The sequence below is a fragment of the Dictyobacter halimunensis genome (assembly GCF_036245075.1).
The window spans coordinates 2,676,830-2,702,564 of the sequence record NZ_BSRI01000001.1 but is presented as its reverse complement, the minus strand read 5'-3'; the positions used below and the strand labels follow the sequence as shown (position 1 = coordinate 2,702,564).

At 54.8% G+C, this 25,735-nt stretch carries 26 protein-coding genes; 11 read left to right on the top strand and 15 right to left on the bottom strand.

All coding sequences use genetic code 11. The annotated features are described in order from the left end of the window. Positions 1-6 precede the first annotated feature (6 nt). A complete protein-coding gene (locus AABA21_RS11020; RefSeq protein WP_338249772.1) occupies positions 7-1,281 on the bottom strand; it encodes an MFS transporter in 1,275 nt (424 codons plus the stop codon). Then, the gene (locus tag AABA21_RS11015; RefSeq protein ID WP_338249771.1) at positions 1,274-2,485 is read right to left on the bottom strand and encodes an RNA polymerase sigma factor; all 1,212 of its coding nucleotides are present in this window, start codon (positions 2,483-2,485) and stop codon (positions 1,274-1,276) included. Before AABA21_RS11015 ends, AABA21_RS11020 begins: the two co-directional genes overlap by 8 nt. Positions 2,486-2,751: 266 nt before the next feature. Here AABA21_RS11015 and AABA21_RS11010 point away from each other — a divergent pair, with 266 nt between their 5' ends. The 3 genes from AABA21_RS11010 to AABA21_RS11000 all read left to right on the top strand — a co-directional run bounded on the left by AABA21_RS11010 (position 2,752) and on the right by AABA21_RS11000 (position 6,295). Next, positions 2,752-4,728, top strand: coding sequence for an NAD(+) synthase (locus AABA21_RS11010; protein ID WP_338249769.1), 1,977 nt, complete (start codon positions 2,752-2,754; stop codon positions 4,726-4,728). Positions 4,729-5,165: 437 nt separating this feature from the next. Then, entirely contained in the window at positions 5,166-5,621 is a 456-nt protein-coding gene (locus tag AABA21_RS11005; protein WP_338249767.1) for a DUF4383 domain-containing protein, read from the top strand. 200 nt (positions 5,622-5,821) lie between these two features. Next, a complete protein-coding gene (locus AABA21_RS11000; RefSeq protein WP_338249765.1) occupies positions 5,822-6,295 on the top strand; it encodes an MGMT family protein in 474 nt (157 codons plus the stop codon). A gap of 14 nt (positions 6,296-6,309) precedes the next feature. Here the strand turns inward: AABA21_RS11000 and AABA21_RS10995 are convergent, their stop codons facing one another. Continuing rightward, positions 6,310-6,513 (bottom strand): hypothetical protein, encoded by a 204-nt coding sequence (locus AABA21_RS10995; protein WP_338249763.1) that lies wholly within the window; start codon positions 6,511-6,513, stop codon positions 6,310-6,312. Between the two features lie 236 nt (positions 6,514-6,749). Here AABA21_RS10995 and AABA21_RS10990 point away from each other — a divergent pair, with 236 nt between their 5' ends. From AABA21_RS10990 to AABA21_RS10965, 6 genes are all read left to right on the top strand, one after another. Next, the gene (locus tag AABA21_RS10990) at positions 6,750-7,745 is read left to right on the top strand and encodes a phosphotransferase enzyme family protein (protein ID WP_338249761.1); all 996 of its coding nucleotides are present in this window, start codon (positions 6,750-6,752) and stop codon (positions 7,743-7,745) included. A 208-nt stretch (positions 7,746-7,953) separates the two neighbouring features. Continuing rightward, on the top strand, positions 7,954-9,768 hold the full coding sequence (locus AABA21_RS10985) for a hypothetical protein (protein ID WP_338249759.1): 1,815 nt from the start codon (positions 7,954-7,956) through the stop codon (positions 9,766-9,768). Between the two features lie 29 nt (positions 9,769-9,797). Then, the gene (locus AABA21_RS10980; protein WP_338249757.1) at positions 9,798-10,697 is read left to right on the top strand and encodes a hypothetical protein; all 900 of its coding nucleotides are present in this window, start codon (positions 9,798-9,800) and stop codon (positions 10,695-10,697) included. A 63-nt stretch (positions 10,698-10,760) separates the two neighbouring features. Then, complete coding sequence (locus AABA21_RS10975) at positions 10,761-11,657, top strand: hypothetical protein (protein ID WP_338249755.1); 897 nt, start codon at positions 10,761-10,763, stop codon at positions 11,655-11,657. A gap of 665 nt (positions 11,658-12,322) precedes the next feature. After that, positions 12,323-12,607, top strand: coding sequence for a hypothetical protein (locus tag AABA21_RS10970; RefSeq protein WP_338249753.1), 285 nt, complete (start codon positions 12,323-12,325; stop codon positions 12,605-12,607). A gap of 62 nt (positions 12,608-12,669) precedes the next feature. Then, entirely contained in the window at positions 12,670-13,599 is a 930-nt protein-coding gene (locus tag AABA21_RS10965; RefSeq protein ID WP_338249751.1) for a hypothetical protein, read from the top strand. A 64-nt stretch (positions 13,600-13,663) separates the two neighbouring features. Here AABA21_RS10965 and AABA21_RS10960 read toward each other — a convergent pair whose 3' ends face one another. The 12 genes from AABA21_RS10960 to AABA21_RS10905 form a co-directional block, all read right to left on the bottom strand. Further along, positions 13,664-14,527 (bottom strand): LLM class flavin-dependent oxidoreductase, encoded by an 864-nt coding sequence (locus AABA21_RS10960; protein WP_338249749.1) that lies wholly within the window; start codon positions 14,525-14,527, stop codon positions 13,664-13,666. Between the two features lie 257 nt (positions 14,528-14,784). Next, the gene (locus tag AABA21_RS10955) at positions 14,785-15,057 is read right to left on the bottom strand and encodes a hypothetical protein (protein ID WP_338249747.1); all 273 of its coding nucleotides are present in this window, start codon (positions 15,055-15,057) and stop codon (positions 14,785-14,787) included. Between the two features lie 98 nt (positions 15,058-15,155). Beyond that, positions 15,156-15,542, bottom strand: coding sequence for a DUF5808 domain-containing protein (locus tag AABA21_RS10950; protein WP_338249745.1), 387 nt, complete (start codon positions 15,540-15,542; stop codon positions 15,156-15,158). A 125-nt stretch (positions 15,543-15,667) separates the two neighbouring features. Continuing rightward, complete coding sequence (locus AABA21_RS10945; RefSeq protein WP_338249743.1) at positions 15,668-16,480, bottom strand: CPBP family glutamic-type intramembrane protease; 813 nt, start codon at positions 16,478-16,480, stop codon at positions 15,668-15,670. Positions 16,481-16,502: 22 nt separating this feature from the next. Beyond that, the gene (locus AABA21_RS10940) at positions 16,503-17,072 is read right to left on the bottom strand and encodes a helix-turn-helix domain-containing protein (RefSeq protein WP_338249741.1); all 570 of its coding nucleotides are present in this window, start codon (positions 17,070-17,072) and stop codon (positions 16,503-16,505) included. Between the two features lie 231 nt (positions 17,073-17,303). Beyond that, positions 17,304-19,217, bottom strand: coding sequence for a glycoside hydrolase family 30 beta sandwich domain-containing protein (locus AABA21_RS10935; RefSeq protein WP_338249739.1), 1,914 nt, complete (start codon positions 19,215-19,217; stop codon positions 17,304-17,306). A gap of 284 nt (positions 19,218-19,501) precedes the next feature. Further along, positions 19,502-20,746, bottom strand: a complete 1,245-nt coding sequence (locus AABA21_RS10930; protein ID WP_338249736.1) for an ROK family transcriptional regulator — start codon at positions 20,744-20,746, stop codon at positions 19,502-19,504. Positions 20,747-21,186: 440 nt separating this feature from the next. Next, positions 21,187-21,378, bottom strand: a complete 192-nt coding sequence (locus AABA21_RS10925) for a hypothetical protein (protein WP_338249734.1) — start codon at positions 21,376-21,378, stop codon at positions 21,187-21,189. 183 nt (positions 21,379-21,561) lie between these two features. After that, positions 21,562-22,077, bottom strand: a complete 516-nt coding sequence (gene ripB / locus AABA21_RS10920; protein ID WP_338251016.1) for a (R)-specific enoyl-CoA hydratase RipB/Ich — start codon at positions 22,075-22,077, stop codon at positions 21,562-21,564. Positions 22,078-22,183: 106 nt separating this feature from the next. After that, a complete protein-coding gene (locus AABA21_RS10915; protein ID WP_338249732.1) occupies positions 22,184-23,347 on the bottom strand; it encodes an RNA-guided endonuclease InsQ/TnpB family protein in 1,164 nt (387 codons plus the stop codon). Beyond that, positions 23,344-23,493 carry a hypothetical protein gene (locus AABA21_RS10910; protein ID WP_338249730.1) on the bottom strand — a complete coding sequence of 50 codons (150 nt, stop codon included), beginning with the start codon at positions 23,491-23,493 and terminating at the stop codon, positions 23,344-23,346. Before AABA21_RS10910 ends, AABA21_RS10915 begins: the two co-directional genes overlap by 4 nt. Before the next feature lie 62 nt (positions 23,494-23,555). Then, positions 23,556-24,020: an HIT family protein gene (locus AABA21_RS10905; RefSeq protein ID WP_338249728.1), complete on the bottom strand. Its 465-nt coding sequence runs from the start codon at positions 24,018-24,020 to the stop codon at positions 23,556-23,558. Between the two features lie 178 nt (positions 24,021-24,198). Here AABA21_RS10905 and AABA21_RS10900 point away from each other — a divergent pair, with 178 nt between their 5' ends. Continuing rightward, positions 24,199-24,729, top strand: coding sequence for a DNA polymerase ligase N-terminal domain-containing protein (locus AABA21_RS10900; protein ID WP_338249726.1), 531 nt, complete (start codon positions 24,199-24,201; stop codon positions 24,727-24,729). Between the two features lie 129 nt (positions 24,730-24,858). Further along, positions 24,859-25,704: a sugar phosphate isomerase/epimerase family protein gene (locus AABA21_RS10895; RefSeq protein ID WP_338249724.1), complete on the top strand. Its 846-nt coding sequence runs from the start codon at positions 24,859-24,861 to the stop codon at positions 25,702-25,704. The last annotated feature ends 31 nt before the right edge of the window (positions 25,705-25,735 follow it).

The following is a 25,735-nucleotide window of genomic DNA, read 5'->3' as shown; positions in this document are numbered from 1 at the left end:
GGGAAGTTACGCTGGATCAGGTCTGTCCATCTGGCGCATGGCGGGGTTGACGAGGAGCGAGAGGGTGGTGAGCAGGTAGAGGGCGCCCATGATCAGCAGGGTCGAGGAGAGGCCGATCCAGGCGACGACAAAGCCGCTGATAAAGGTGCCGAGCGGGATACCCGCCAGTGTCCCGGCGCTCATGGTGCCAAAGACGCGAGCGCGCATCGCCACGGGGAGCCGCTCCTGCATGACGGTGCCAATAATCGGATTGACGGCGGAGATGGCGAGCCCGGCGATGATCTGCCAGCCGATAAGCACGGGCAGGATCGGCCAGAGCAGGAAGACCCAGAAGCTGAGGGCGCCGCCGATCGTGTAGCCGATGCCATAGGTGAGGCGGCGCGGCATGCGGTGCCCAATGACGCTGAAGATCAGGGTACCAACGAAGGCCGCGCCACCCGAGGCGGCCACGATCAGGCCAAAGGGGATGGCGCTATTAAAGACGTGCTTGATATAGGCCGGCTCGACCACCGAGAAGAAGGCGCCATCGATCAGATTGGTAATCAGGATCACCACCACCAGTGAGCAGATCAGGCCGTCATGTAGGATGAAGCGCACGCCCTCCCAGAGCCGCTGCAGGTATCGCTGTTCGCCAGTTGCGGCATCATCTGGCATCGCCACGGCAACATCTGGCACCAGGCAACCAATGAGCAGGGCCGAGATCAAGAACGAGGCTGCATCCAACCACAGCAGATTGCTGGTCCCGATGATGACGATCAGTACACCTGCCAGCGGCGCCGCGATCAGGCCGGAGACCCGGTTGATGCCGTCGCTGAAGGCATTGGCGCGCTCCAGGCGCAGCCCGGCCAGCACGGCCAGTTCAGGGACCATCGAGTGGCGCGCCGTCGCACCGGGCGATTTGAGCAGGCCACCGAGAAAGACCAGGGCCAGCAGTTGCCAGAAGGCCAGCCCACCTGTATGGTAGAGCAAAGGGATCAGCAGGACGGTGAGACCGCTGGCGATATCGCCGTACACGCTGGTGCGTCTGTATCCCAGGCGATCGACCAGTGCGCTGCCAAAGAAGGCCGAGAAGACCGAAGGTAGCGTAGCGAAAAAGGCGGTAATGCCGGTCTGCGTCACACTACCGGTTGTCTGCAGGACAAACCAGGGGATGGCCAGCATTGTAAACATATCGCCCACAAAAGAGATGGCGCTGCCGATGTAAAACGCCAGCATGGGAAGCCGCTGGCCTGAGGTGGGCTCGGGATGCGTCTGCTGCTGAGGTGCCTCGATATCATTCATGATCGTCCTCCCCATAGACAGCCAGCAGACGATAGGTGGCGGCATCCGAGATGGCCGTGAACACGGCCGTATCGGTGACGCTCTCAAAGCGCGAGAGCAGCGCGGGTCGGCCCACCACCTCGATCTCCTGCCGGGGCAGCGTGCGTAGTCGGGGATGGGCGCGCAGAAAGTCCTGCCCTTGCGGTGTCTGCAGGACCAGCCCTTCCAGCGTGGTGATGCAGGCAGAGCCGCAATGCGCGCAGGGGACGAGTAGCACGTCATCGGAACAGTAGCGACTCCAACTCTTCATGTCGTCCCGGCTGCGTAGCCAGTTGGGAAACTGCTCGAGAGTAGTGATGATAGCATGAACGTCGGCTCCGCAGTATTCACAGCTCGTGATGCCCTGCTCCAGCGCGCCGCGATAATACCGATCGCACCAGGCGGCCAGCCGCGCATAGAGCGGCTTGTAGCTGTGAATCCCCTTGAGCACCGATAGATAGTTGCGATTAAACAGCTCATCGGGACCGGGATGGCAGGTGGGGCACTTCAGTAGCAGGCGTCCCTCGCTCGGCGTGCGCTTGCCCAGCAGGCGCTGCTGGCCGCAGTTGTGGCACCAGATCGGCGTGCGCTCCCACTCATCAGCGGCCGCCTGCTGGCTATATGGCAGCATCTCCTGCCGCAGTTCATGGGTAAAGAGGCGGCGCAGAAAGAGCTTGCCTCGCTGCAGACGCATCGCCAGAGCGCCGGGATTGGTACGCAGGCGGCCCGCAATCTCGGACAGGGACGACTCTTCGATATAATGCTGGATCAGCACCGCTCGCGTCTCCTCCGGCAGCAAGGCTAGGGCACGATCCAGCAGATCCGCCAGTTCCTTCCGCTCCAGCTCGACCTCGATATCCACCTCCTCGACCAGCAGATCATCCAGTCCCGGCTGCTCGCCTTCCTGATCCACTAATGATGGAGGGAACGCATAGGTAGCCTCGCGCCGCTGCAAGCGCAGCCAGTGCAGGCAGAGGTTGCGCGCGATCCCAAACAGCCATTGCTCGCGCCGATCAACATCGCGCAGCTTATTGGCATCGCGCCAGGCCGTCAGCAACGTCTCCTGCGCCAGGTCCTCCGCCGCCTCAATATCCCGCGTCACACGCGCGCAATAAAGAACCAGCCTGCGCCGTTCCTCCGCGAACGCGAAGTCCTCAGCATCAATCTCTCTATTCCGTTTCAGCATATCTCTTCTCATTTCTCGTAATCATTTACGATTATCAACAATATGTTCCACGGAACCACCGGAATATCACGCATTTTTCGCCGAAATTTCGCGCCGGGAAGATATTCCAGCATAGATTTAGCTCCTTCTCATGCGATACAATGCCTTTATAGGTTTCATCTCAATGAGACCGCGCTTATTTATAGGTTGGTTTTGCTTCTTATTAATAATGATGTAAATATGTTATACTCAAGGCTATTCAATCATCAATAGAGAAGAGGGAAAAAGTGAGTCAGGAAGCATTATCGCCCGCTGCACTGGGGTTTCTACGCGTGGCTGTGGTGGCGCCAGAGTTGCAGGTGGCCAATATTCGTTTTAATACCCGGGTCATTATCGATAGCCTGCGACAGGCGGCGGCGCGTGGGTGCCGGCTGGCCTTATTTCCTGAGCTATGCATCACCAGCTACAGCTGCGCGGACCTGTTCTATCAATCTCTCTTACAGCAGCAGGCCAGAGAGGCGCTGCTGGAGATCGCCGAGGCCGCCGGCGACGCGCAGATCGCGGCGGTCGTTGGCCTACCCATTGAGCTCGGTGGCAAGCTCTATAACTGCGCCGCGCTGGTCAGCGAGCACGTGGTCCAGGGGATCGTGCCCAAAACATATCTACCAACCAATAACGAATACTATGAAGAGCGCTGGTTCACGTCGGCCAAAGATTGTCCGCTGCAGATCATCCAGTTCGCCGAGCAGACGATTCCCTTTGGTACCGATCTCCTCTTTTCCGCGCTCAACTTTCCCGGCTGCATGCTGGGGATCGAGGTCTGCGAGGACCTGTGGGCCGTACAGCCACCCAGCGGGGATATGGCGCTGGCGGGCGCGACGGTCCTACTCAACACTTCGGCCAGCGATGAGGTATTGGGCAAGGCCGACTACCGGCGCGGCCTGGTGCAGCAGCAGGCCGCGCGCTGTCTGGCCGCCTACCTCTACGCGGGCGCGAGCGCCAACGAATCAACGACCGACATCGTCTTCTCCGGTCATTGCATGATCAGCGAGAACGGCAACATGCTGGCCGAAACGGAACGCTTCCAGTTCTCCACCCAGATGGCGGTGGCGGATATCGACGTGCAGCGCATGAACCACGAGCGCCTGCGCAACAGCAGCTTCTCGGCCGCCTCCCCCAATCAGTCATACCGCAATATCCAGTTCAACCTGCCAACTGGCGCCGCGAGCAGCGAGGAAAAACAGAAGTTGCTGCGACCTGATCTCTCGCCGACCCCCTTCGTGCCGGCCAACCCGGCGCAGCGCGCCAGACACTGTCAGGAGATCTTCCACCTGCAGTCAGTAGGACTGGCTAAGCGGCTCAAGCACACGGGCCTCACAAAGGTCACCCTGGGCCTCTCCGGTGGACTGGACTCCACTCTGGCGCTGCTGGTCACGCAGCAAGCATTCGAGATGCTGAATCTGAAACGGGACGGCATCGTCGCCATCACTATGCCCGGCTTCGGCACCAGCAGTCGCACGCTGAAGAACGCCGAGCAGCTGGCGAAGTCGCTAGGCATCACCCTGCAACGGATCCCTATCAAGGAAGCGGTCCTGCAGCACTTCAAAGACATCGGACACAATCCCAAGACGCACGACATCACCTACGAGAACGCGCAGGCGCGCGAGCGCACGCAGATCCTGATGGACGTGGCCAACCAGGTCGGCGGACTGATGGTGGGGACCGGCGACCTCTCCGAATCGGCGCTGGGCTGGTGCACCTACAACGCCGACCACATGTCCATGTACCACGTCAACATCGGCGTCCCCAAAACGCTGGTACGCTACCTGATCGAGTGGAGCGCCGACAGCGTCTACAGCGGCACCACGTCCGACGTCTTGAAGGACATCAGCGCCACGCCCATCAGTCCCGAGCTGCTGCCGCTGGGCGAGAACGACGCGCTGGTGCAACAGACCGAGGCCACCATCGGACCCTACGTCCTGCATGACTTCTTCCTCTTCTACGCCGTGCGCCACTCATTCGCGCCGCGCAAGATCTACTGGCTCGCCTGCCAGGTCTTCAAGGGCTACCACACTCCCGAAGAGATCCGGGACTGGCTGCGCACCTTCTACCAGCGCTTCTTCGCCTCGCAGTTCAAGCGCTCGGCCATGCCCGACGGCCCCAAGGTCGGCTCGGTCGCGCTCTCGCCGCGCGGCGACTGGCGCATGCCCAGCGACGCCAGCAGCGCCCTATGGATACAAGAAATCGATGCCCTCCCATCGTAGGTGCCGGGCTTGCCCCGGCTTTGCTGCGAAGCGGCCCCGCGCCCGGGCGCACACGTTTCATCAAAAATGGCATCGTTCCTGTGCAATGCAAGAACGTGCCATCCTTTGATTCATCATCTTTTGGGAATGTCACATGTTTGATGGGACGTATAACCTGATCTGGAGCATCCACATCACCTTTTTATGGCATCGAGAATGAGTGAGATAAAGCCAACAAATAAATGTCTAACAAAAGCTTATCCATAAGCTTAATTTGATTGGAATAAAATTAATAAATGTTGAGAAACAGAATAAAGTGCATCTGCTTAAGTGAGGGGTCCGTACTATAGAAGAGTAAGCGAATCGACACCTACGATTATGAAGTAGATAAGATTCACCCAGGCTCATTTATAAGTACTAGCTTTTTTTATCATACAACTATCGATACGGAGGACTCCATGGCTAACTGGTCAATCAATCGTGTGATCGCACTGGTGATCGGTATCATCTTCCTTATTCTGGGTATTGTGGGTTTTGTGACCCCGCCCGAGAACAGCACCGGTGTACAGGCCATCTTCGGCATCTTCGATTCCGATACGATCCATAATATTCTGTATGTCGTCACAGGTCTGCTGGGTATCGCGTCGGCCTTCACCGGCTATGAGCGCCGCTTCAATCAGATCTTTGGCATCGTCTATGTCTTACTGGCCCTGCTCGGACTAATCCCACAGCTCTACTTCCCGGCCGGATCGTATGGCGACGATAAAGGCCTGTTCCTGGGGCTGACCCACCTGAACGCGGGCGACCACATCCTGCACCTGATTACTGGCTTAATCGCGGCCGCCGTCGGCTTCTTCGTCAAAGGTTCGCTGAGAAATCCAGGCCCCAACGCACGTGCCCGCCAAACCTTATAACTGACACAGCACTGACGTACAATTCAAAACGTTAAAGGCCGGGCTCCTCCCGATCAAGAGGAGCCCGGCCTTTTAGTTGCTTGCTCAGCGTTTCAAATCCCGACGTTGTATAAGGTCTTTTATTCTATGCTGAAATACGCTACTATCATAGCATCATTTCATAGACGAAGCAGAGCGATAGAGATAAAGAGGTAGATTGTATGACCACTAATGATACCGAGGCGGTCCGTAAGCAGGTAAGCAAGCTGATGGCGCAGACCTTCGCGCTCGTCGAGGCATGTCCGCGTGGCCGCGTGACGACATATGGCTGGATCGGCAAGGCCCTGGGCTATCCGCGCAGCGCCCGCATGATCGGCTGGTTTATGCACGATTCCAAAGAGCATGTACCCGCCCAGCGCGTCATCAACAGCAAGGGCGAGCTCAGCGGCAGCCGCGCCTTCGGGCAGATCGGCCGCATGCGCCAGCTGCTGGAGGCTGAAGGCGTCGAGTTCATGGAAGACGGACGCGTAGACCTCAAGCGCTACGGTTGGGACCCCTCACGCGACCTGAGCGACGAGGAGCGTCAGCAGATCCTAGAGGAGGCCATCGCCAACCCGGTCGAATCCAACGCCCGCACGCTCAACATGGTGCTCACCGATCCCGCCTCACCCTTCAAAAACCAAACACCCACGTAATAAGAAACGCCTCTTCAAAAACGAACGTAATCGTAGGGACGACCTTCAACGGTCGACCGGGCCGCCAGCGCCAGCAATGGCGGCCCACGTACCCCCACGATACCGCTTCCCATGGCATCCACGATGGGAAACGTGGTTCCCCGAGGGGAACGTTCCGCACACGAACCTTTAAGCGAACGTTCCTTGCCGGGTACCACGTGGGGCGAGATGTTTTCCACGAGAAGCCGAACCGGCCGGGTACGTGGGCTGCCGTCGCTGGCGCTGGCAGCCCGGTCGACCGTTGAAGGTCGACCCTACGGGGGCGTATCACGTTGGGGGGGAGGGTTCGTGTTTCTTACATTCTGTTTGTAAATTTTGAATGATACCTCTGATACATCCTGCCTGGGAAAACCGCTCCCCATCTGATATACTCCCTGGAGAAGTTGTACATTGCGTTCGTGATCGGAGGGAAGCGATGCGTGAACCACCTGGCATTAGAGAAGAAGATCTGCGAGCCTGTTTACAGAATCAGTATGGGCTGATCCCTGCTCAATTTGAGTTTCTGCCTCTGGGACATGACTACAACGCCGGAGTGTATCATGTGGTAGACGAGCGGGGCAGTGCCTATCTGCTTAAAGCCACTACTCGCCCGCTCTATGAACCTGCCTGTCTTGTTCCCGCCTATCTGCGCGATCAAGGGATCACCGCCATTGTGGCTCCCGTTCCTACCAGGAGTGGTGCTTTGTGGACCCGGTCCGTAGAATGGACGGTGATTCTCTATCCATGGATCAGCGGGGAATGCAGCTTAACAGGAGTGACCGATGCCCAGTGGAAGGAGGTTGGCGGCATCTTCCAGCGCATTCACCAGGTCAGGCTACCCGCCGCAGGCTTTGAGTCACTGCGCAATGAGCGCTTCGATCCGACGGAATACGTCCAATGGATACAGATCTTTGAAACGCAACACCTGCAGGATCAGAGCAGCACGATTACCTCACGACGCGCCCTTCTCTCCTCCTGGAAGACCCATCAGCCCACGATCCACGCGGCTGTATCCCGACTTCAACAGTTGGCGGAGCTGCTCCAGTCGCGCACCTTCTCCTACGTTATCTGTCACGCCGACCTGCACGCGAGAAATCTGATTCGCGATCAAGCGGGGCGCGTGTTCGTGATCGATTGGGATGAAGTGATGCTCGCCCCCAAAGAACGTGACTTCATCTTTATCAGGCCACCACACGCGGAGGCATTTTTTCAAGGATACGCCAACGCAAAGATCGACTGGACCCTCCTCACCTACTATCTCTGGGAACGAGTCGTGCAAGATTTGATTTATCTGGCTCACAACATCTACTTCCGAGACGATTGGACAGAAGAGACCAGAACACAGGTCGCGCAGACATTTCACACATCCCTGCAACCCGATGCAGCCAATCTTCGCGCGGCCATCGAAGCCAGTGGCCATCTCGACATCTAACATCATCAGAAAGGCGCGTACTTTTTGTGCCTATTGCCATATCAGCCCCAAAAGTGAAGCACAAAAAGCTGTTTTCCGTACTCATCAATAGAACTATTTATATTATGCTCTTCCCTCTTTTAAGTTTATTATGTAGTTGGACCTGCTACACATTTATGCGTCAATCTATATATCAAATTAATCTTGCAACAAGGATGTGAAACAAGATATGAGCGATGGATATAGTTCGCAACAGCGCCAGGCCATCAAGCGTCACGACCCTATCTGGAGATCGCTGCGCATCGAGCGCATCGTCAGTATTATTCTGGGATTTATGTGTGCAGGCTACATCGTTTTTGATATCCACGTGTACAGGGAGATTGCGCAGAACAATCCAATAGGCCTCATCGTATTTTGCATTCTCTTACTACGGCTTATCTTCAAACAAGTGTGGCAAGAGCGGCACTGGTTACGCATTGGGGAGCGCCGCCTGTACGCCTTACACAATGATGTGTCGGTGGGGGGACAAATAGCAAAACAGACCGCCACACAACCAGTTGATCTACCTCTTGTGGTAGCACTAGACTGGAGGCGCGATGTACTTATCATTATTGGTGTAGTGCTGGCAACCTTTGCCGTAGCGATAGTAGTAACAGAGATTCTCTGGCCAGGAACCTCTAACCAGAACGTGTTTATCATTATAGTGTTCTCCACAATTATCCTTTTTACGGTTGTCTGGCTATTGGCATCATGGGCATACCAGGCATACTTCCTGCGGCAGCGCATCGAGGTCAGCGAGGAGGGCATCACGACCCGCTTCCGGGGCCAGGAATACAGCATACGCTGGCAGGATGCACACATCTTTGCACAGTATCGATCAGGCGTCATGGCGCAATCCAGGCAAATCTTTGAACTCTGCAACGAGCAGGTCATCGTACGCTGGTCCCAGCACGAGTTCCTGGGCAACTTTTTGCTGAAGACTGTAAGTAACGTCAGCGATCAGCATGACTACAACTGGCTGATCGGGCGCGTCAACGCACTGGTATCCGAACACACCCGCCTGCCCCTGCTGCGCCTGGACAACACCTCGCCAATCAAGCTCAATCGCCAGGTCCGCGAAAGCCTGCACACGTTATCTTATGAAAGCGCGGACACCACTCCACCACTGGCGCAAGACGATCCGCTGGTGCAGCGCATACAGTGGAGTGGTCAGAGCGGCCTGGTAGTCTTGATAGGGATCGGGATCAGCCTGCTGATGGTCATTTATGGCGTGCTCAGCCTGACTCATAGCCTGTTCATGCCAGCGCTGCCGGGCTTCGGTAATGCCTTCTGGCTAGTCATAGGAATCCTGTTGTTCATCATGCTGGTGCTATCAGCGGTCATCCTACTGGCCAGCCAGCGCTACTGGCAGCATCTGAACTGCCAGCGCCAACGAGCGATCCAACAACCAGATGCCTTTCTGGCGCAATCGCAACCCATCCACATCGTTGAACCACCCCAACCGGTCAGCCTGATCATTCGTCCGAGAGCCTATCGCCTATTCATCATGTTCTTTATAGAAGGCTTCTTTCTTGGATCACTGCTGAACAACAGCCTATTCAACGCCATCATTCACCAGCGCCTGGCGCTATCAGGCCTGATATCTCCGTTCATTTTCGCCCTGAGTCTAGGCATCTTCATGACACCGTTTATCCAGCGCTCCACGCAGCAACGCATCGAGGTCAACGCCCAGGGCATCTCGACACGCCTCAACATGATCGACAGCCATATCAACTGGCAGGATGCCCGCCTGTTCACGCGCTATCGAATTCTGCAGTTATTCTCAAAACCACCACGCAGCCAATACTATGAGATCGCGAGCCAGCAAACGGTCGTGCGCTGGCTCGCCAACCGGAGCCGCGTCGCCACCGTCACCACTCAGCCAAAAATGAACCAGCAACAATACGAGCTATGGCTACGAGATCTCTCCAGCTACATCACACAGCGCACCAACCTGCCCCTGGTCGACCTGGACGGTACCCCTATGTCACCAGAAGAAAAATAACGTGCAAAAAATAGAAAGAATACAATCATATGGTTGATAATAATTTCAGAGATACAACTTTTGTGCCAGAAGACCCGCAACTGGTGACATACAGCAGCAGCAATTTTAAGGTTGTAATCATTATGTATGCCGTCGGGTCTTTTTTTTACTTACCTGCATTATTCGCTCTTTTCTTACCAGGAGGATTTCAATTAATTTATGCTCTTAGACTTATCACTTTATTCAGTATTCCCTTATTAAATTTCTTGACGCTTCTTTATAGTTCTTACTTACCCTCACGGTACTGGCGCAGATTACAACAGAAGCGACAATTGGCATTCGAGCAGTCAGAAAACTATCTAGCCTCATACCAGCCCGCTGCATTCTCCGAACCACCCCGACCTGGTAGAGTCGCCATTATCACAAAAAAAAGCGCTATATCGCTGCTCCCCTTGTCATATAGCTTTATCTTAATGACGGTGATGTGTTTGTTGTTTTTCAATACATCTCTGCCTATGGCATTGTTAATCGGGGTCATAACCGCTGCTCTGCTATGTATAGCGGTTCTGGTTACAGTATATGTACAGCGCAACAAGCCGAAATGGCCCTATGTCGAGGTATCCGAGGGTGGCATCGCTGCGGCGATGGATAAGATTAGAGAACCGTTGCTATGGCAGAATATCTACTTCTTCGCGACTTATAAAGGACCTCCCACACACTTTGCGCTCTCTACCAGCAAGCATGCCCGATATTATGAGTTGGCCAGTCCGCAACGCATCATCCGCTGGCGCTACCAGCCCAGACTTGCACCACAGATGACCACCCGACCAGAACTCGATCAGCAAGCCTATGATCGCTGGCACCAACAACTGCTCGGCTACATTCGCGAACGCACCAGCCTGCCCCTGGTTGACTTGGACAGAGTACCTGTGCAAGCGGGGAAGAAATAAGAAGGACAGTTATGCTCAACTCACGAATCAAGAATCGCTAGAACAAGAATATGGAAACAATTAATGAAGCACTCAAATAAGTTACCCAATGCGGCCCAGCGCAAAGAGATCAAACGCACCGATCCGATCTGGTGGTTTATGCGCATCCAGCGCGTCGTGAACATCTCCCTGAGCATCCTCATTCTAAGCTGGACTGGATACTATCTATCAACACACCCAAGGCTCATCTCCATCATATCTTCCTTTTTCACTTTATATATGCTTCTACAACCAACTGTTATCAACCACATCATGAACGAACGACACTGGCTACGCATCGGTATGCGCCGACTGGATATTCTCCACAATGGTGAGTCCCCACAGATTCAATCGGTCAGGCTTATGCCGACCAAGCTAGCACCTTTGCCGCTCGCCGTATCCCTGGACTGGAACCGCCGCACCATTCTTATTACCGGTATAACGTTCCTTATCCTCTTACTACTAGACCTCTGGGGATATATAGTATGGGGATTCGATGGCAACGGGGGCTATTACGTTTTTGCAGCTATAGTTGGTCCCGTACTCCTCTTTTTATTACTCATTCTTTTACTGGCTTTAGCTTACCATGCATATTTCTTGCGACAGCGTATTGAGGTGAATGAAGAGGGTATCAAGACCTCCTATCAGGGCAAGGAATGCAGCATGCGCTGGGAAGATGCTCGCCTGTTCGCTCAGTATAGCAGCCGTGCTACTGGAGGCAGACAAACCTTTGAGCTGTCCAACGAACAGGTCATTGTGCGCTGGTCCAAGGAGGGAATAACGGGAAACTACCTCTTGAAGGCGGCGAACAACTTCGCCGACCACAACTATTATGACACCCTGATCGAACAGGTCAACGCCCAGGTGGCCGAACACAGTCACCTACATCTGCTACGCCTGGATACATTGAAGTCAAATACAAAGGCAGTTCGGTCACGCTAACACATATCTCTGTACTTTCTGTCCGCCAAATAAATGTAGAAAGACAGGCTACGATGTTCGAGCATAACTTACGCAATACACCCTTTGCGCCGAGAGATCCACAAATAATAGGGCGAAATCAGAAGTCAATTACTATTGGGCTGATTTCGAGTGGCATCCCTGCTGCGCTATACCTGCTCATTCTAACGCTGGCGCTGGCATTTGGTCTGTTTAACATAACCGCAACGCTCAGAATAGCTGCTGTATCATTGATTTTTCTCTGCAATTTCTGGATGTATTTTTATAATTTATATCGGCCATTGCGTTACTGGCGCCGATTGCAACAGAAAAGACAGCTAGCCTTCACGCGACCCGAGAATTATCTCGCGTCAGACCAACCCGCTTCATCCCCTCAGCCGCCCCAACCTGTTAGGGTTGCTACCCGGATACACATAAGCGAGCTATTGATTGCCCTACCATACGCCTTCTTTTATATAACCATGATAGTTTTTGTGTTTTCCGCCCCCTCTCTACTTATTGCTTTACTGATAGGAGTCGCGGCTACCCTGCTGGTCGGCATATTGCTTCTCGTTATTGCATATCTGGGAAGGAACGAAACGCAATGGAACTCTAAAGAGATATCCGAAGCCGCTATCACCATCAGGATAAGTAAGGTCAGAGATTCAATGCCGTGGCAGGAGATCTGCTTCTTCTCAACTTACAGAGGGCCATTTAACCTCTTCGACCTCACTCCCAACCGGCACAGCCGTTACTATGAATTAGCCAGCCCGTACCGGATTATCCGCTGGCGCCACCGGCTCAGAATCAATTCACAGATGCCAACCCGGCCCGAACTCGACCAGCAAGCCTATGATCGCTGGCACCAACAACTGCTCGGCTACATTCGCGGACGCACCGGCCTACCCCTGGTCGGCCTGGACAGAGTGCCAGTGCCAACTGGCAAAAGATAAATACATGCTTTATATGTGGATAAACATTGGTATCTCGGTAAACAGAGAGGTAAAAACAAATCATGGGTCATAGCAACCGTTTATATAATGCGGCCCAGCGACGGACGCTCAGGCGGCTCGATCCTATTTGGAAGTTTATGTACATTGAGCGTGGCATACATATCTTCCTGGCTTTGTTCTGGCTGGCATTCATGATCATAGGAAGAGTACTAATCCAGACAGAGAAGCAGACAATTGTATTCATTGCCTATAGCTGCCTCATAAGCTTTTATCTGTTGCAAACAATCCTTACTCAGATATTTGAGGAGCGACACTGGCTGCGTATTGGTGCGCGCCGCCTGTATGCCTTGCATAATGAGGTTCAACCGCTAAGGCTGACTGTAAAAAATCCTCCGCCAGTGCCCATGAAGCTCCCATTTGTAGTGTCCCTGGATTGGAACCGTCCGGTGGTCATCCCGCTAACCATCTGCTTTTGTCTGCTGGTAGTATTGCTCATTACAGCTCCTTTCTGGCCAATAATGAGGTTGGATAACCATTCACCGGGTTCCCTTGTTGTATTCGTGCTGCTCTTCATCATAACTATATTAATACTTGCGCTCTTTTTTCAAGCGTTTTTCGCACGGCAATCCATAGAGGTCTGCGAGACGGGCATAAAAACACGCTACCATGGGCGGGCGTTTAGCATCAGCTGGCAGGACGCACAGGTCTCCGGGCGGTATCTGGCAGGCCGCTATCTGATGGGCCGACAAACATTTGAGCTATCAAATGAGCAGGTCATCGTGCGCTGGTCTTATGTAGATGCCTTGAGCAAGTTATTGCTAAAAGCGATGAGCAGCGAGGCCGACGACCTGAAGTATAATCGGCGTGTTGAGCAGGTGAATCTGCTGGTGGCCGAACACAGCCATCTACCACAGGTGGGCCTCGACAACATCACAACGTTCCGCTTCACCCCCGAGGTGCGCCAGCGCTTGCAGGAACTTTATCCTTCTTAAGAGAAACACCATCGGCTGGACAGCGTGCCGGCACCAACCAGGAAAAAATAAACATGCCAGGCGGCTACTCGATCCTTAAGGGGCCACGCATCACGCTCTCACGCATCTCTTCTACCGAGCCAGCAGGTACATATTCGACCCACCAGGTGACGCCCGCCTCGGCCAGTACCTTCATTAAGGCGCGATCGTGCTCCCAATCTGCCGAACGGCTGCGACCTCCGAGCTTAATCTCATATGGCTCGTTTCGTGGTTGTTCGCCGCGGTGGGCCTCCATAAACGCCTTGAGTTCGCGCACCTCATCGGGGATCCAATCACTGGAGTCTCCCGGTTCATGCTGCTTGTAGAGACAGCACCCATCATAGCGCGCCGCCCGCAGCGAGGGACCTTTCAGCGGCCAGCCTCCACCTACCAGGATGGGGATACGCGGTTTCTGCACCGACGTGGGCAAAAAGGTCATCTCCTGCACCTGAAAATAGTGCCCCTGATAGCTGAATGGCTCTCCACTCCATAGTCCCACGATGATCTCCAGCGCCTCATCCAGCATCTTCGCCCGCTCTCTGGCATCTCTTACCTCATTGACACGGCTGAAACCGGCCTCACCCGCATCCCCTGAGCCAACACCCAGAATAAAGCGTCCATTGGATAACTGATCGAGGGCGACTGCCTCGCGAGCCACCTTCCATGGTCGTCGCCTGGAGAGGGGCGTCACCGAGGTCCCTAACCAAATCTGTTTTGTGCCAACGGCTATCGCCGCTAGAGCGATCCATGGATCACAGGTTGGGACCGCCCCATCGCTCTGGTGCACAATGTAATCCTCGACAAAAACTCCATCCCATCCCGCCGCCTCCGCCAGGCACCCCAGTTCCGCCAGCACGCGTGCATCCCCGCACACCCCTCCATTTGGGAGAGAAAGACCATACCGCATCATAACCTCCTCTGAGAGAGAAAACCTTATTCCATAATACTCACTCCCAGCAGTATATCTTCTCCTCATGACATCTCCTGTCATATTTGCCCGAGTGAGCGCGAGAAACAGGAAGGGAACGTTATTGTAGCGGCAACCTTCAACGGTACTTTGAAGCACATTACGTGAGTTGGCGCAGCATTGTATTGCTACGCCAAAGAGGCCGAACCTCGCACGGCATGTGCGACACTTCACCCGCGTAATCTCAACAGCTGGCACTTTCAGTTTATCTGATCCGCTCCCACTGAGGGAGAGATCAGGGAGCTGCCCCTGCCCCACCAGATGGGGGCACGTAGGATAAGGAGGGTAATCAAAACCAGTATCGCAATACCGTAGATGCCAACTCCAAAGGAAAAGACGGGGTTGAACGGCTTGTAGTCCAGAGTGACAATGAAGCCCGTCGTCTGGTCATCAGGGGCGTGCAGATAAGCGGCAAGCAGGATGCTGCCCGACCTGAGCACGGCGAAGCCCAGGACAACGGCAAAACCAATCAAAAAAGAGCACGGTGAGCAGCAGGCACATATAGTGGAATCATCCTGGCTTCCATTTATCATGTACCGATTGGTGTGCGCGCATTTTCTCTGAAGATGTGTTACGGCCGACATCCAAACGTGTGGCAGCCAGATGGGTGCATGCTCCCACTCCCAAAAATCGTCACTATCAGAGGCAGTCCCACCCCCAGCAAGAACAGCAGCCCCAGGAGCGTGATCAGGAACCATTTGGCCTGAGGATGACCGAAATTCAGGGTCCACCCGAAACCAAAACGTTTGGGAACAAATAAATCAGAATCGTCAGGATTGTTGTACCACAAGTCTGCATACCAGTACCGATCATCATCGTGGAAAACAGGATGGGAGGGCTCCCAATCGGCAGGTGTTCTCATAGGTGTCCACGGCAGCTTTGGATGCCAGAACAGAACAAGCATGATAGCAAACAATATCCCACAGATAAGGAAGAAAACGGGCCAGGATATATTCATCTCTGCAACTCTTTCAAGACTAGTCACAAACCTAATATGTAGATTTTCGAATACAGAACCCTACCATTTACCGTGACGCTCTAGCAAAGTCGGATGCGCGTTTTCAGGAAAACTTCTGCGTTCTCCTACCCTCTGGCCGCCTCCTTCACACGTATCGCTTTCGCAATGGAGTCTCCAATAACGTGCAGGACAAGATCTGCGCTGAAGTGGGCCACCATCGCCGCTTCCAGACCATACTGCCAGAAGAGATAGCCGAAAGCGACGCCAGCGATGCCGTTGAGGAGAATGGCACGCCCAATCAGCAAAGGGGTTAACTTGACCAACGTAGCCGTGGCCGGCAGGTGGCCCAGGCCAAAGATTATTGCCGCCAGAATGTTGGCGAGCCACAATGCCCCGAGCGTTGGTTTACCATCCGGTACATGCCAGACCAGGCCGATAAGCCAGGCCAGCAAAGAAAGCAAGAATAGGCGACACAGCAGCTCCTCAGCAGTACCACCGTAGAAGCACGCCAGGAAACGTTTCCACAAGGCGGGAATTGGAAAGGTGGTGCGCATAACCTGCGGCAGGCGCGGCCAGAAGACAGTAATCTCCAGGAGCAAGAGGACCGCAGCAGGGGCTATCCCTAAGATCAATGCCGGTGCGATGATCCCCTGCGCCTGAGTCGTCACCGCCTTGCCAGCCAGCAGGCCTTCGATCAATGGTGCACCCAGACCGATATGATGCGCAATGAGCAATCCCAGGCCGGTCGCCACGGCCATGAGGACCAAGCCCTGCGTCCCCTGCAGCAGCGCGAGTACCCAGGGAGGTTGATGCATCCGCGCCTCAGCCTTTTTAAATGCATCGTGGTTCAGTTCCAGCGTGTAGGGGGTAACACAGACGATCCCAAGCAACGCCGCGCCGCACAACAGCGCAAATTCAGACCAGGAGAAACTGAACATACTGTCGCCTCATTTCTGTCTTTCAAGAGATACTGTCGGATTCGTGCTCATCGTTTGAGGTCTCTTCACGTTCCAGATCAGGAAAGGAAATAGTGGTAAGCAAATATCGACGGCGACCAGGAGCAGGTGCTTGCTTGAGCCAGGGCAACAGAACAGCGTTAACCTCCTGACCAAATCGGACATACTCTTCATCGCTCAAATAGACGGCATGCTGGTGGTATCCGGCATCCGTATAATAGCCGCCTTCTTTAAGATCAAGGTAACGAGCATGGTCACCAATGAGCTTGGAGGCAAAGGCGAGAAAGCATTGCATCAACTCCTCTTTCGATGCGGTCGCGACCTCCTCAGGACTCAGGAGCGTAAAGGTGTCCGAGATAGCATAGACCTTTTCGTGTAAGGTACCACGAACAAGGCGCTCTTCAACGACCTGAGTGACCCCGGCCTCGGTAAGCAGGTTGAGATGATGATAGAGGGTCGCCGGAGCCACATCTTTCAGTTCAGCAGCAATTTGTTTGGGCGTACATTTTCGGTCGTTTAAAACGAGAATCACGCGCATCCTGACCGGATGGAGAATCAAGTCCGCTCTCTTCAAAAAACACCTCTCGTTACAAAATTTTAGAACGTCCTCAAATACGAGGATAACATAAAAATTTGAAGAATGCAAGAAAATAGGGAGCCATGAAGGGTAATGTAAGAGCAACAGGGGTGTATGCGTCCCTGTTGCTCTTACATAGATGCATTATTTAATATCAAGCAAAAAGAGAAATAATTGTTATTTCTTTTTTGCGTGATAAGGGAAGCAGGGCAAGCCCCGCAGTTACGATTACACCTGTCCCCAGGTGAATTTCTCCCAGCCCTGGATCTGGGTTACCATGGCTTCCAGAGGGGTGTTGGTCTGGTCGGTGCGGGCGCTGACGTAGTCGTTGTTGGCCTGGGCCTGCAGCGCGATGGTGCCATCGCTTTGCGGGAGCCACTTGAACTCCTCCCAGAGCTGTACCTGCGTGACGCTGGCATCAAGCGGATTATTGCTCTGGTCGATGCGCGTGCTGGCGTAATCTCCGTTGGCGTGGGACTTGAGGGCGATCAACCCGTTACCGGCGTCGATGACGTCATACTCTTCCCAGGCCTGCACCTGCGTCACCATGGCTTCCAGTGGATTGTTGCTCTGGTCGATGCGAGCACTGACGTAGTTACCGTTGGTGGCCTTGAGCCAGATGGTCTTGCCAACGGGCGCGCCGGAGCCGCCACCGGACTGGGTGCCGCTCCACTTAAAGGTGGCCGCCGCCCCCGCCGGCAGGGTATAGGAGAAGTTTTCGCCTCCCCACTGCACATTGAAGGACTGGCTGCTGGAGGCGGAGTTGTAGGCGACCAGCACCTTTGAGCCATCAGGATTCTTGAACGCGACGTCCTGCACGCCATTGCTGCCAGCGCTGGAATCGATGTGATAGGCGCCGGGAGCCACAAACTTGCTGGCCTGACCCAGGCCGTAATAGTCCCCGTTGTAGGTGACGTTGCCGCTATTCTGATCCACGCTCACCACGCCACGGCAGGTCGAGCAGGCCGCGCCGGTCCCCAGGTTCGGCTGACCATTTGGATCGAGCACCATCCCCCAGCGCACCACCGACTTGCCCCAGTTGCGCACCACGCCGATCAGCAGGGACATCGTATTGGGGAAGCCATTGCTGTTCTCCCAGGTGCCACCGGAGCACTCGGTCTCCCATGCGTCCTTGTTGGGGAACGAGTTGTGGACCGTGGTCTGCGCGTCGACGGTCCCGCCGTAGCAGTGCCAGGCGGTCCCGGCAGTATAAGAACTGGCGCTGGAATCACTCAGGATAGTGGTGGGATAGCCTGGCTGATCCCAGTTGTGGTCGTAGCCCAGGATCCTGGTGGTAATGCCGTTCTGGGCGAAGGTGGGTCCCAGATTGTTCTTGATAAAGTTGGTCTCATCCGAGGCGGGGAAGGACATGCCGGGATAGCCATTGGGCACGTAGAGGGGCTCGTTCTGCGGCGTAATGGCGTAGATCGGTATCCCCTGCGCCTGGTAGGCCTGCACATACTTCGTCAGATAGCTGGCGTAGGGACCATAGGCGCTACTGTTGAGCGTGCCGCCCTCCATGGAGCCGCTCGACTTCATCCAGCCCGGTGGGCTCCAGGGTGTGCCCATGATTTTAATCGAGGGATTGATCTGCAGGGCCTGCTTGAGCACAGGAATAATGTAGGCGGTGTCGTGGCTGATCGAGAAATGGGCCAGGAAGGGATCGGTCTGGCCGGCGGGCATGTCGTCGTAGGAATACTCGCCCACCGTGGGAGCCGGCGGCGTCAGGTCCGAGGCTCCGATCGGCTGGCGCAAGAAGTTCAGGCCGATGCCGCTCGACGTGCTGAAGAGATTGTTCATCAGGGTTGAACGCTGGCTGCTACTCATCTTGTTATAGACCAGCCAGGCGCTGGAATCCGTAAAAGATGCGCCAAAGCCATCCATCTGCTGATAGGTCTGATTCTCGTTGACGGTAATCACATTGCCGCCGCCGCTACCGTTGGCGAAGGTTAGATTGGCCTGCGGCGCCAGATGTGTGCTCAGATCGCCCGTGGTCAGCCAGACATTGACCGTTTCGCCGGCCGCGTGAATTGGCGGCGGACTGGAGAAGATGGCCACAATACTCAAGAGCAGGACGGTACAGATTACGGCGATGTGGAGGGTGCGCAAAGACACATTGCGCGCAAGGGTCGACCAGTACATACTAATCCTCCTTGAAATACATGTTGGTCGCACAACCAGGAAGAAAAAAGCCCGATGGCTAGCTATATCAAGCAACCACGTAGAGAGTATCCAGCTCTCTTCATATGGGGGCACGTGAGCGCCCCCGCACGCGCGTCCGCTATGCGGCCGCACTGTTTTTTTGTGTTGGTGCATGCGGTGCGCGGATGCGCACCGCATGCACCAACACAGCACTGACTCGTGAGCACCGCAGGTGCGAAAACGCATGCAGGCCGCAGGCGATGATTATGAGAGTCAAACACACTCTACAGAGTTGCCAGAGAAATGGATTGCTGTGTGTCATTGGTAGGGATATCAGAAGTTAGAAAGCTTTCGTGCGCGAGCAGGGCCGCACCGATACTGCCAGCATCCTTCCCTAGCTGACTGACAAGTATCTGGGTCGCCTCAAACGGCGCCGCGAGCGCGTAGCGAGCGACGCATTGCCGCACCTGCGATAAAAGATATGGTCCCAATAGGGTCCCGACCCAGCCGCCCAGGATCATGTATTGCGGATTGAAGAGATTCACGAGGTTCGCCAGGCCAGCTCCCAGGTAGTGAGCGGTATCATGCAGGACCTCGATAGCCGCTCCATCGCCATGCTGGGCCGCCGCGAGGATCGCTGTGAGGGCCTGCATCTCATCCTCTGCCGAGGAAAGGAGGCTGCTGGATGCGCTTTCTCGGAAGCGGCGGATAATCGCGGTCGCGCCAATGTACGCTTCGAGGCAGCCGCGATGCCCACAACGGCATGGAGCCCCATCCAGAGCCACTACCGTATGGCCCCATTCGCCAGCGCTATTCGTCTTGCCGCGATACAAGGTACCTTCATAGATGATGCCCGCGCCAACGCCGGTCCCCAGGTTCAGCACGATCATCGTCTCATCTCTCGTCACCGCCTCCCGTTTATGCATCTCGGCCAGGGCCATGGTTTTGGCGCCATTGTCCAGAAACAGCGGGATGCGCAGGGACTGGCCAATCAACGCCTTCAGGGGCACGCGTTGCCAGTGCCACGCTGGAGCCAGAACGGCATCATTATCGGCATGATCTACCAGCCCCGGCACGCCCAGGCCCATACCCAGCACTTTCTCAGCAGGGATAGCTAAAGCGGTCAGCAACGAGGTAACGCCCTCGATCACATATTGCACAGCCTTCTGGGGATGATTCTCTTCGCCATACAGAAAAAAATGGGCGGTGCGCAGGTTTCGCAGGGTTAGATCAAAGATCTCCACCACCACATCGGTCTCGCCAATCTCAACACCCAGGAAATAGCCATACTCGCGATTGAGACGGAGCAGCACCCGTGGCCGGCCACCATCCGAAGCTTCCAGCCCGGCCTCCAGCAGAATACCCTCGGCCAGCAGTTCGGTCACAACGTTCGTAACGGTAGCGACGCTTAAGCCACAGCTCTGGCTCAATTGCAGGCGGCTGATAGCTCCAGCGCGATAGATCGCGTGCAGCACGGTGGATCGATTAACGCGCCTGACGTCGCGCGATGTCAGCCTGGCTGTTAGCAAATCCTCTACTCCTCGTGCAGAAAATTTAATACAATAGAGTCGAAAACAAGTTCAGAATGGCGTTATCGCGATATGATTAGGAGAATCGTGGTAAACGGAATACATTGATAAGATAATATTACCCTTAATATAAGACTTAAATTAAGTCCTGTCAAGGATCATTGACTGCTACAATGAGTTCACCAAAACAAGCTCAGAAGCAGGAATAATCTCCACCATCACGCCTTGGTCATAATGATGGCCTATTTTTGTGCGTTTGATATGGAGGAGAGAGACCAGACCAATTGAAGGGGAAGCCAACAGAAAAAGAAAGGGGGTAGACCCATCTGTAAATGCCTACGAAGTGAGCAGGTCTGGCCCTCAAACATGGATCTGCCCACGAGAGGGATGGTGTAGTCCTACATGAGCATCTCGTGGGAAGAGCTGGAATTACGTCGGCATTAAGAGTTAGAGGATTTATCCGAGTACTTGGTTATCGTAATCTCGCTTACCCCAGGTTTGTGTGTGGAGCGTGTTCCGCCGTGAATTTGCTTTAGATCATCATCCGTCAGTTCGGTCACGGCTTTGCGTTTTTTCTCTGGAATAGTTGTCTGCTGAGCCTGGATCTGTGTGTCTTTTTGTTTCTTAGCCATGTTTGAAGACCCTGTCTTTCTTAGGATATTTCTAAAGCGTTTAATAATTCCATCTAACATTGCCAACTTTCTATAATTATATTTATTTTTTGAGGCTTTGTCTATGAACTAATGCACAGACAGGATCATTCAAATCTCGCTCCTTGTCAGAGTTGGTGCCCTACTTAGAGCAAGTTAACGGTATCAATAATTGGCGGCATCTTCGGGGGAATGGCCACGCTTATGGATCAGCATGGTGCGTTCAAAGCTCATCACCTCGACGCCGTTCTGGTTGAGGCCGCGCGTGGACACGGTGACGATGCCCTGGGTGGGACGGCTCCTGGACTCCCGCTTCGACAACACCGTAGATTCCGCGTAGAGGGTGTCGCCGGCAAAGACGGGATGGGTGGCCCGTACCTTGTCCCAGCCCAGGTTCGCCACCACCTTCGCGCTGACGGTGCGCACGCTCATGCCGGTGAGCAGCGCCAGCGTCAGGGTGCTATCCACCAGCATCTTCTTCCACTCGGTCTGCGCGGCGTAGGCGGCGTCGAAGTGAACGGGCTGCACATTCATCGTCAGCAGCGTCATCCAGATATTGTCAGCATCTGTGATGGTGCGGCCCGGACGATGCTCAAACGTATCGCCCACAACGAAGTCCTCATAATAAAGGCCAGAAGTTTCTCGGTAACGTCGGGGACCGATCTCGCGATAGGCCGATATCTGCTCCGATTAATGTAGGAAAACGTATGCACGCATCGCTTTCCTGCGTCTTTCGTTGTTGCTGCTTCATCCGTAGGTGCCTCAAGACCAGGCGGCCTTTTTGGTCTTACCCCGCGTCCACAGCCAAGTTTTCGTCTTCGCCCGAGCCAGTACCGGAGACGGCTTGATCAATGAGCCCGATCAAGCGCAGGGCTTCTCGAAGGACATTCTGACCAGCATTGTGGTCACGATCCTGGGGAAAGTGAACATAGGGGCAGGAGGGATTCTGGCACACAAAGATGCGATCTTTGAGAGTCATCTGCTCCCACGTCCACCCACAACAGTGGCAGGTCTTACTAGAAGGAAAGAAACGATCGACCTTGATCACCTGTCCACCTCGTTGGGAGGCCTTGCTTTCCAGCAGGCGCACCAGCGTGCCGAGCGCGGCGTCAGAGAACGCGCGGGCCAGCCGTCGGTTTTTGAGCAGCCCCTTGAGATGCAAGTTCTCTACCCCGATGATACCATAACAGTTCACCAGCTTGGTCGAGAGCTTCTGCAGGACATCCTGGCGCAAGCACACAATCTGGTAGTGCAAACGTGCCACCTGCCTGCGCGCTTTTTCCCGATTCTTCGACCCTGGTTTTCTCCGATGCAGGCGTTTGTTGGCCTGGCGCAGTTTCCCCAGTGCGGTTTTGAGAAAGGCTTGGTTCTCGACTTGCTCTCCCGTACTTAAGGTCGCCAGGCGGTTCAATCCGACATCAATGCCTACCGCTGCCGCTTTCTTTTCAGGGATCTTGTCAGGCAATTCGACCTGAATGCTCACGAACCACCAGTCGGCGGTCTTGGTGATGCGTGCACCGAGAATTTTCCCCTGAAAGCGAAGATTCTCGGCCATATTGACCCATCCGAGCTTGGGAACCCAGAGGCGATGATCCCTCAACTCAAATTGGTCGTTGGAGAGATAGAAGCTCGGCTTGCTGCGTTTCTTGCTCTTGAACTTCGGGCGGCGAGCCTTGCCGGTGAAGAAGGCGGTAAAGGCTTTGCCCAGATCGAGAATGGGTTGGTCAGAAGCGTTCTTGGTGACCTCCCATGTCCAGGGGAATTGTTCCCGTCGGATCGCGTTAAAGTGCTTCTTGAGCTTGAGAGCGGTCGGTTTCTCCCCAACGTCATAGCGCCGATTCCACTCGGACAACGCCCAATTCCACACGAAGCGGGCCACTCCTGCGGCGCGTGCCAAGGAGTTGGCCTGTTCTGAAGTGGGATGCAACCTGATCTTATGAGCGCGAATCATGCGTTTTTGCTCGTTCTCCTATCTGGTATTGCCTCAGTATAGAGCAAATGTTCTCTCTTGTCAAGAAACCAGGAAACGTGGCGTTTGGCCTCGTATTGATCCTTTTTCCATACCTTTTTGGAAACAGTTGCATTCTCTTTATCCATGCCTTCTCTATCTCCTTCTTTGTAATAGTATGGTGTGCGCATTACCGCTGCTTACGGATGCCCTAAGAATCTGCACGGATGCTGGCGATGGCCGCGCGGAGCGTTTCCTGTACTTGCTGCCGGGCGGCTTCATTCTGGTAGCGCTGCCTGGGCCAGAAGAAGCCTCGCAGCCCATCCTTGCGGTGACGCGGCACCAGGTGGATATGCACGTGGGGCACGCTCTGGCTGACATGGTTATTGAGGGCCACAAAGGTGCCATCGGCGGCCAGGCCCCCTTCAATGGCCCGCTCAAGCAGTTGCGCGTTCTGAAACAGGGGGCCAACCAGCTCGGCGGGGAGATCGGCGAGCGTCTCATAGTGCTCCCTGGGCACTAGCAGACAGTGTCCAGGGAACACAGGCCTGTGGTCTAAAAAGGCCACGGAGATATTATCTTCAAAAACGAGCGAGGCCTTTTCCTCACCCTGGATGATGCGACAGAACAGACATGTTGTGCTGGTATACGGTAAACGATCCTTCGCGTCCGGCATATGCGCCTCCTTGTGCCTGAAAAGTTTTCTGTATTGATAACAAAAAGTCGTCTCCTCTCTCAAGCTTGATGACACGCACCGGCCCTCTGCAACGCTATACTATTACAATACGTTGCAGCAACAACGTCGGCGGTCAGCGCCGGCGCCAGTGGTAAAGAAGACGGAGGGAAGGGACAGCATGAACCTCGACGCAGCTCATGAAGAAAGCAGAAAGCCAGGCGACCTTGTCTTTGTGGTACAGAAGCACCAGGCATCCCATCTTCACTACGATTTTCGGCTGGAACTCGATGGCGTCTTGAAGAGCTGGGCCGTGCCGAAGGGACCCTCGCTCAATCCAAACGATAAACGGCTGGCCATCATGGTAGAAGATCATCCCTTCGAGTATCGCACCTTCGAAGGTGTGATTGCGCAGGGCGGCTATGGAGCCGGCGAAGTCATCGTCTGGGACCAGGGCTACTACCGGCCTCTGACAGGCCAGACCAGAGACGCCATGCAGGAACAGCTAAGAAAGCAGCTCGACCAGGGTGCGCTCCATTTTCTGCTCTACGGAGAAAAACTGCAAGGTGAATTCACGCTCATCCGCTCAAAACGCATGGGCGAGCAGAGCTGGCTCCTGATCAAGAAACGCGATCAATACGCCTCTCAGACCGACATCCTCCAGCAAGACCGATCAGTCATCACCGGAAAACGGCTAGGTGAAATCACATAATGCCACCCCCCTTTTTGCCGGTAAAATCTTGAAAATAGGCTTTAAATCCGGTACGCTAAGGGGAGCATGTCTCTGCGAGAGAGCATGCTTGTCCACTCCTTCTAACCACGTAGCAAGAAAGGATCATCCATGTTCCCATTCAAATTGGCGTTAAATGCATCCACACTATTTCCGTTTCATCTCCCCGTTAAGCAACAGATGCAGGTTGCGGCCGAGGCTGGCTATGAGGGCGTTGAGCTCTGGATGCGCGATATCGAGCACTATCTGGCCGAGGGGGGAAATCTCCAGGATTTGAAGCGATATGGGGACGAACTGGGGATCTCCATCGTCAATTGCATTAGCTTTTTCACCTGGGCCGCCGCGGACACGACTGTGCGCGAGCAGGGCATGGTCCAGGCCGAAAAGGAGATGCGAATCCTGGCCGAACTGGGGTGCCCGGCGATCGCCGCGCCTCCCTTTGGGAATGTGGATCAGGTCACGTTGGCCGATATGGCCGCCGCTTTCGCGCATCTCGTGGAGATTGGTCGTCGCATTGGCGTGGAGCCCTATCTGGAGTTCTGGGGACGAGCAAAGCAGCTTTCGACGCTCAGTGACGCGCTCACGGTCGCCCTGCAGAGCGGCTTGTCCGATGTGAAGATATTGTTGGACCCCTATCACATGTATACTGGTGGCAGTTCGGTCAACAATCTCGCCTATCTCAAAAGCAGCCATATCGGCATCGTCCACGTCAATGATTACCCGGCCAATCCAGAGCGAGCCACCATTCAGGATAAGGATCGCGTCTTCCCCGGCGACGGTATCGCCCCGACCGCCGAGATCGCCAGCTTCCTCTATCAGGCAGGCTACCAGGGATATCTATCGCTTGAGCTGTTTATCGCGGATTTTGGCGGCCAGACGGCCCTGGACGTTGCTAAGTTAGGCCTGGCAAAAAGCAAGCAGGCATTCAGCATCAGCGACAGCAGAGAGGCGCGATGACTGTCGTTGGTAGCTGCTCAAAAAGTACGAA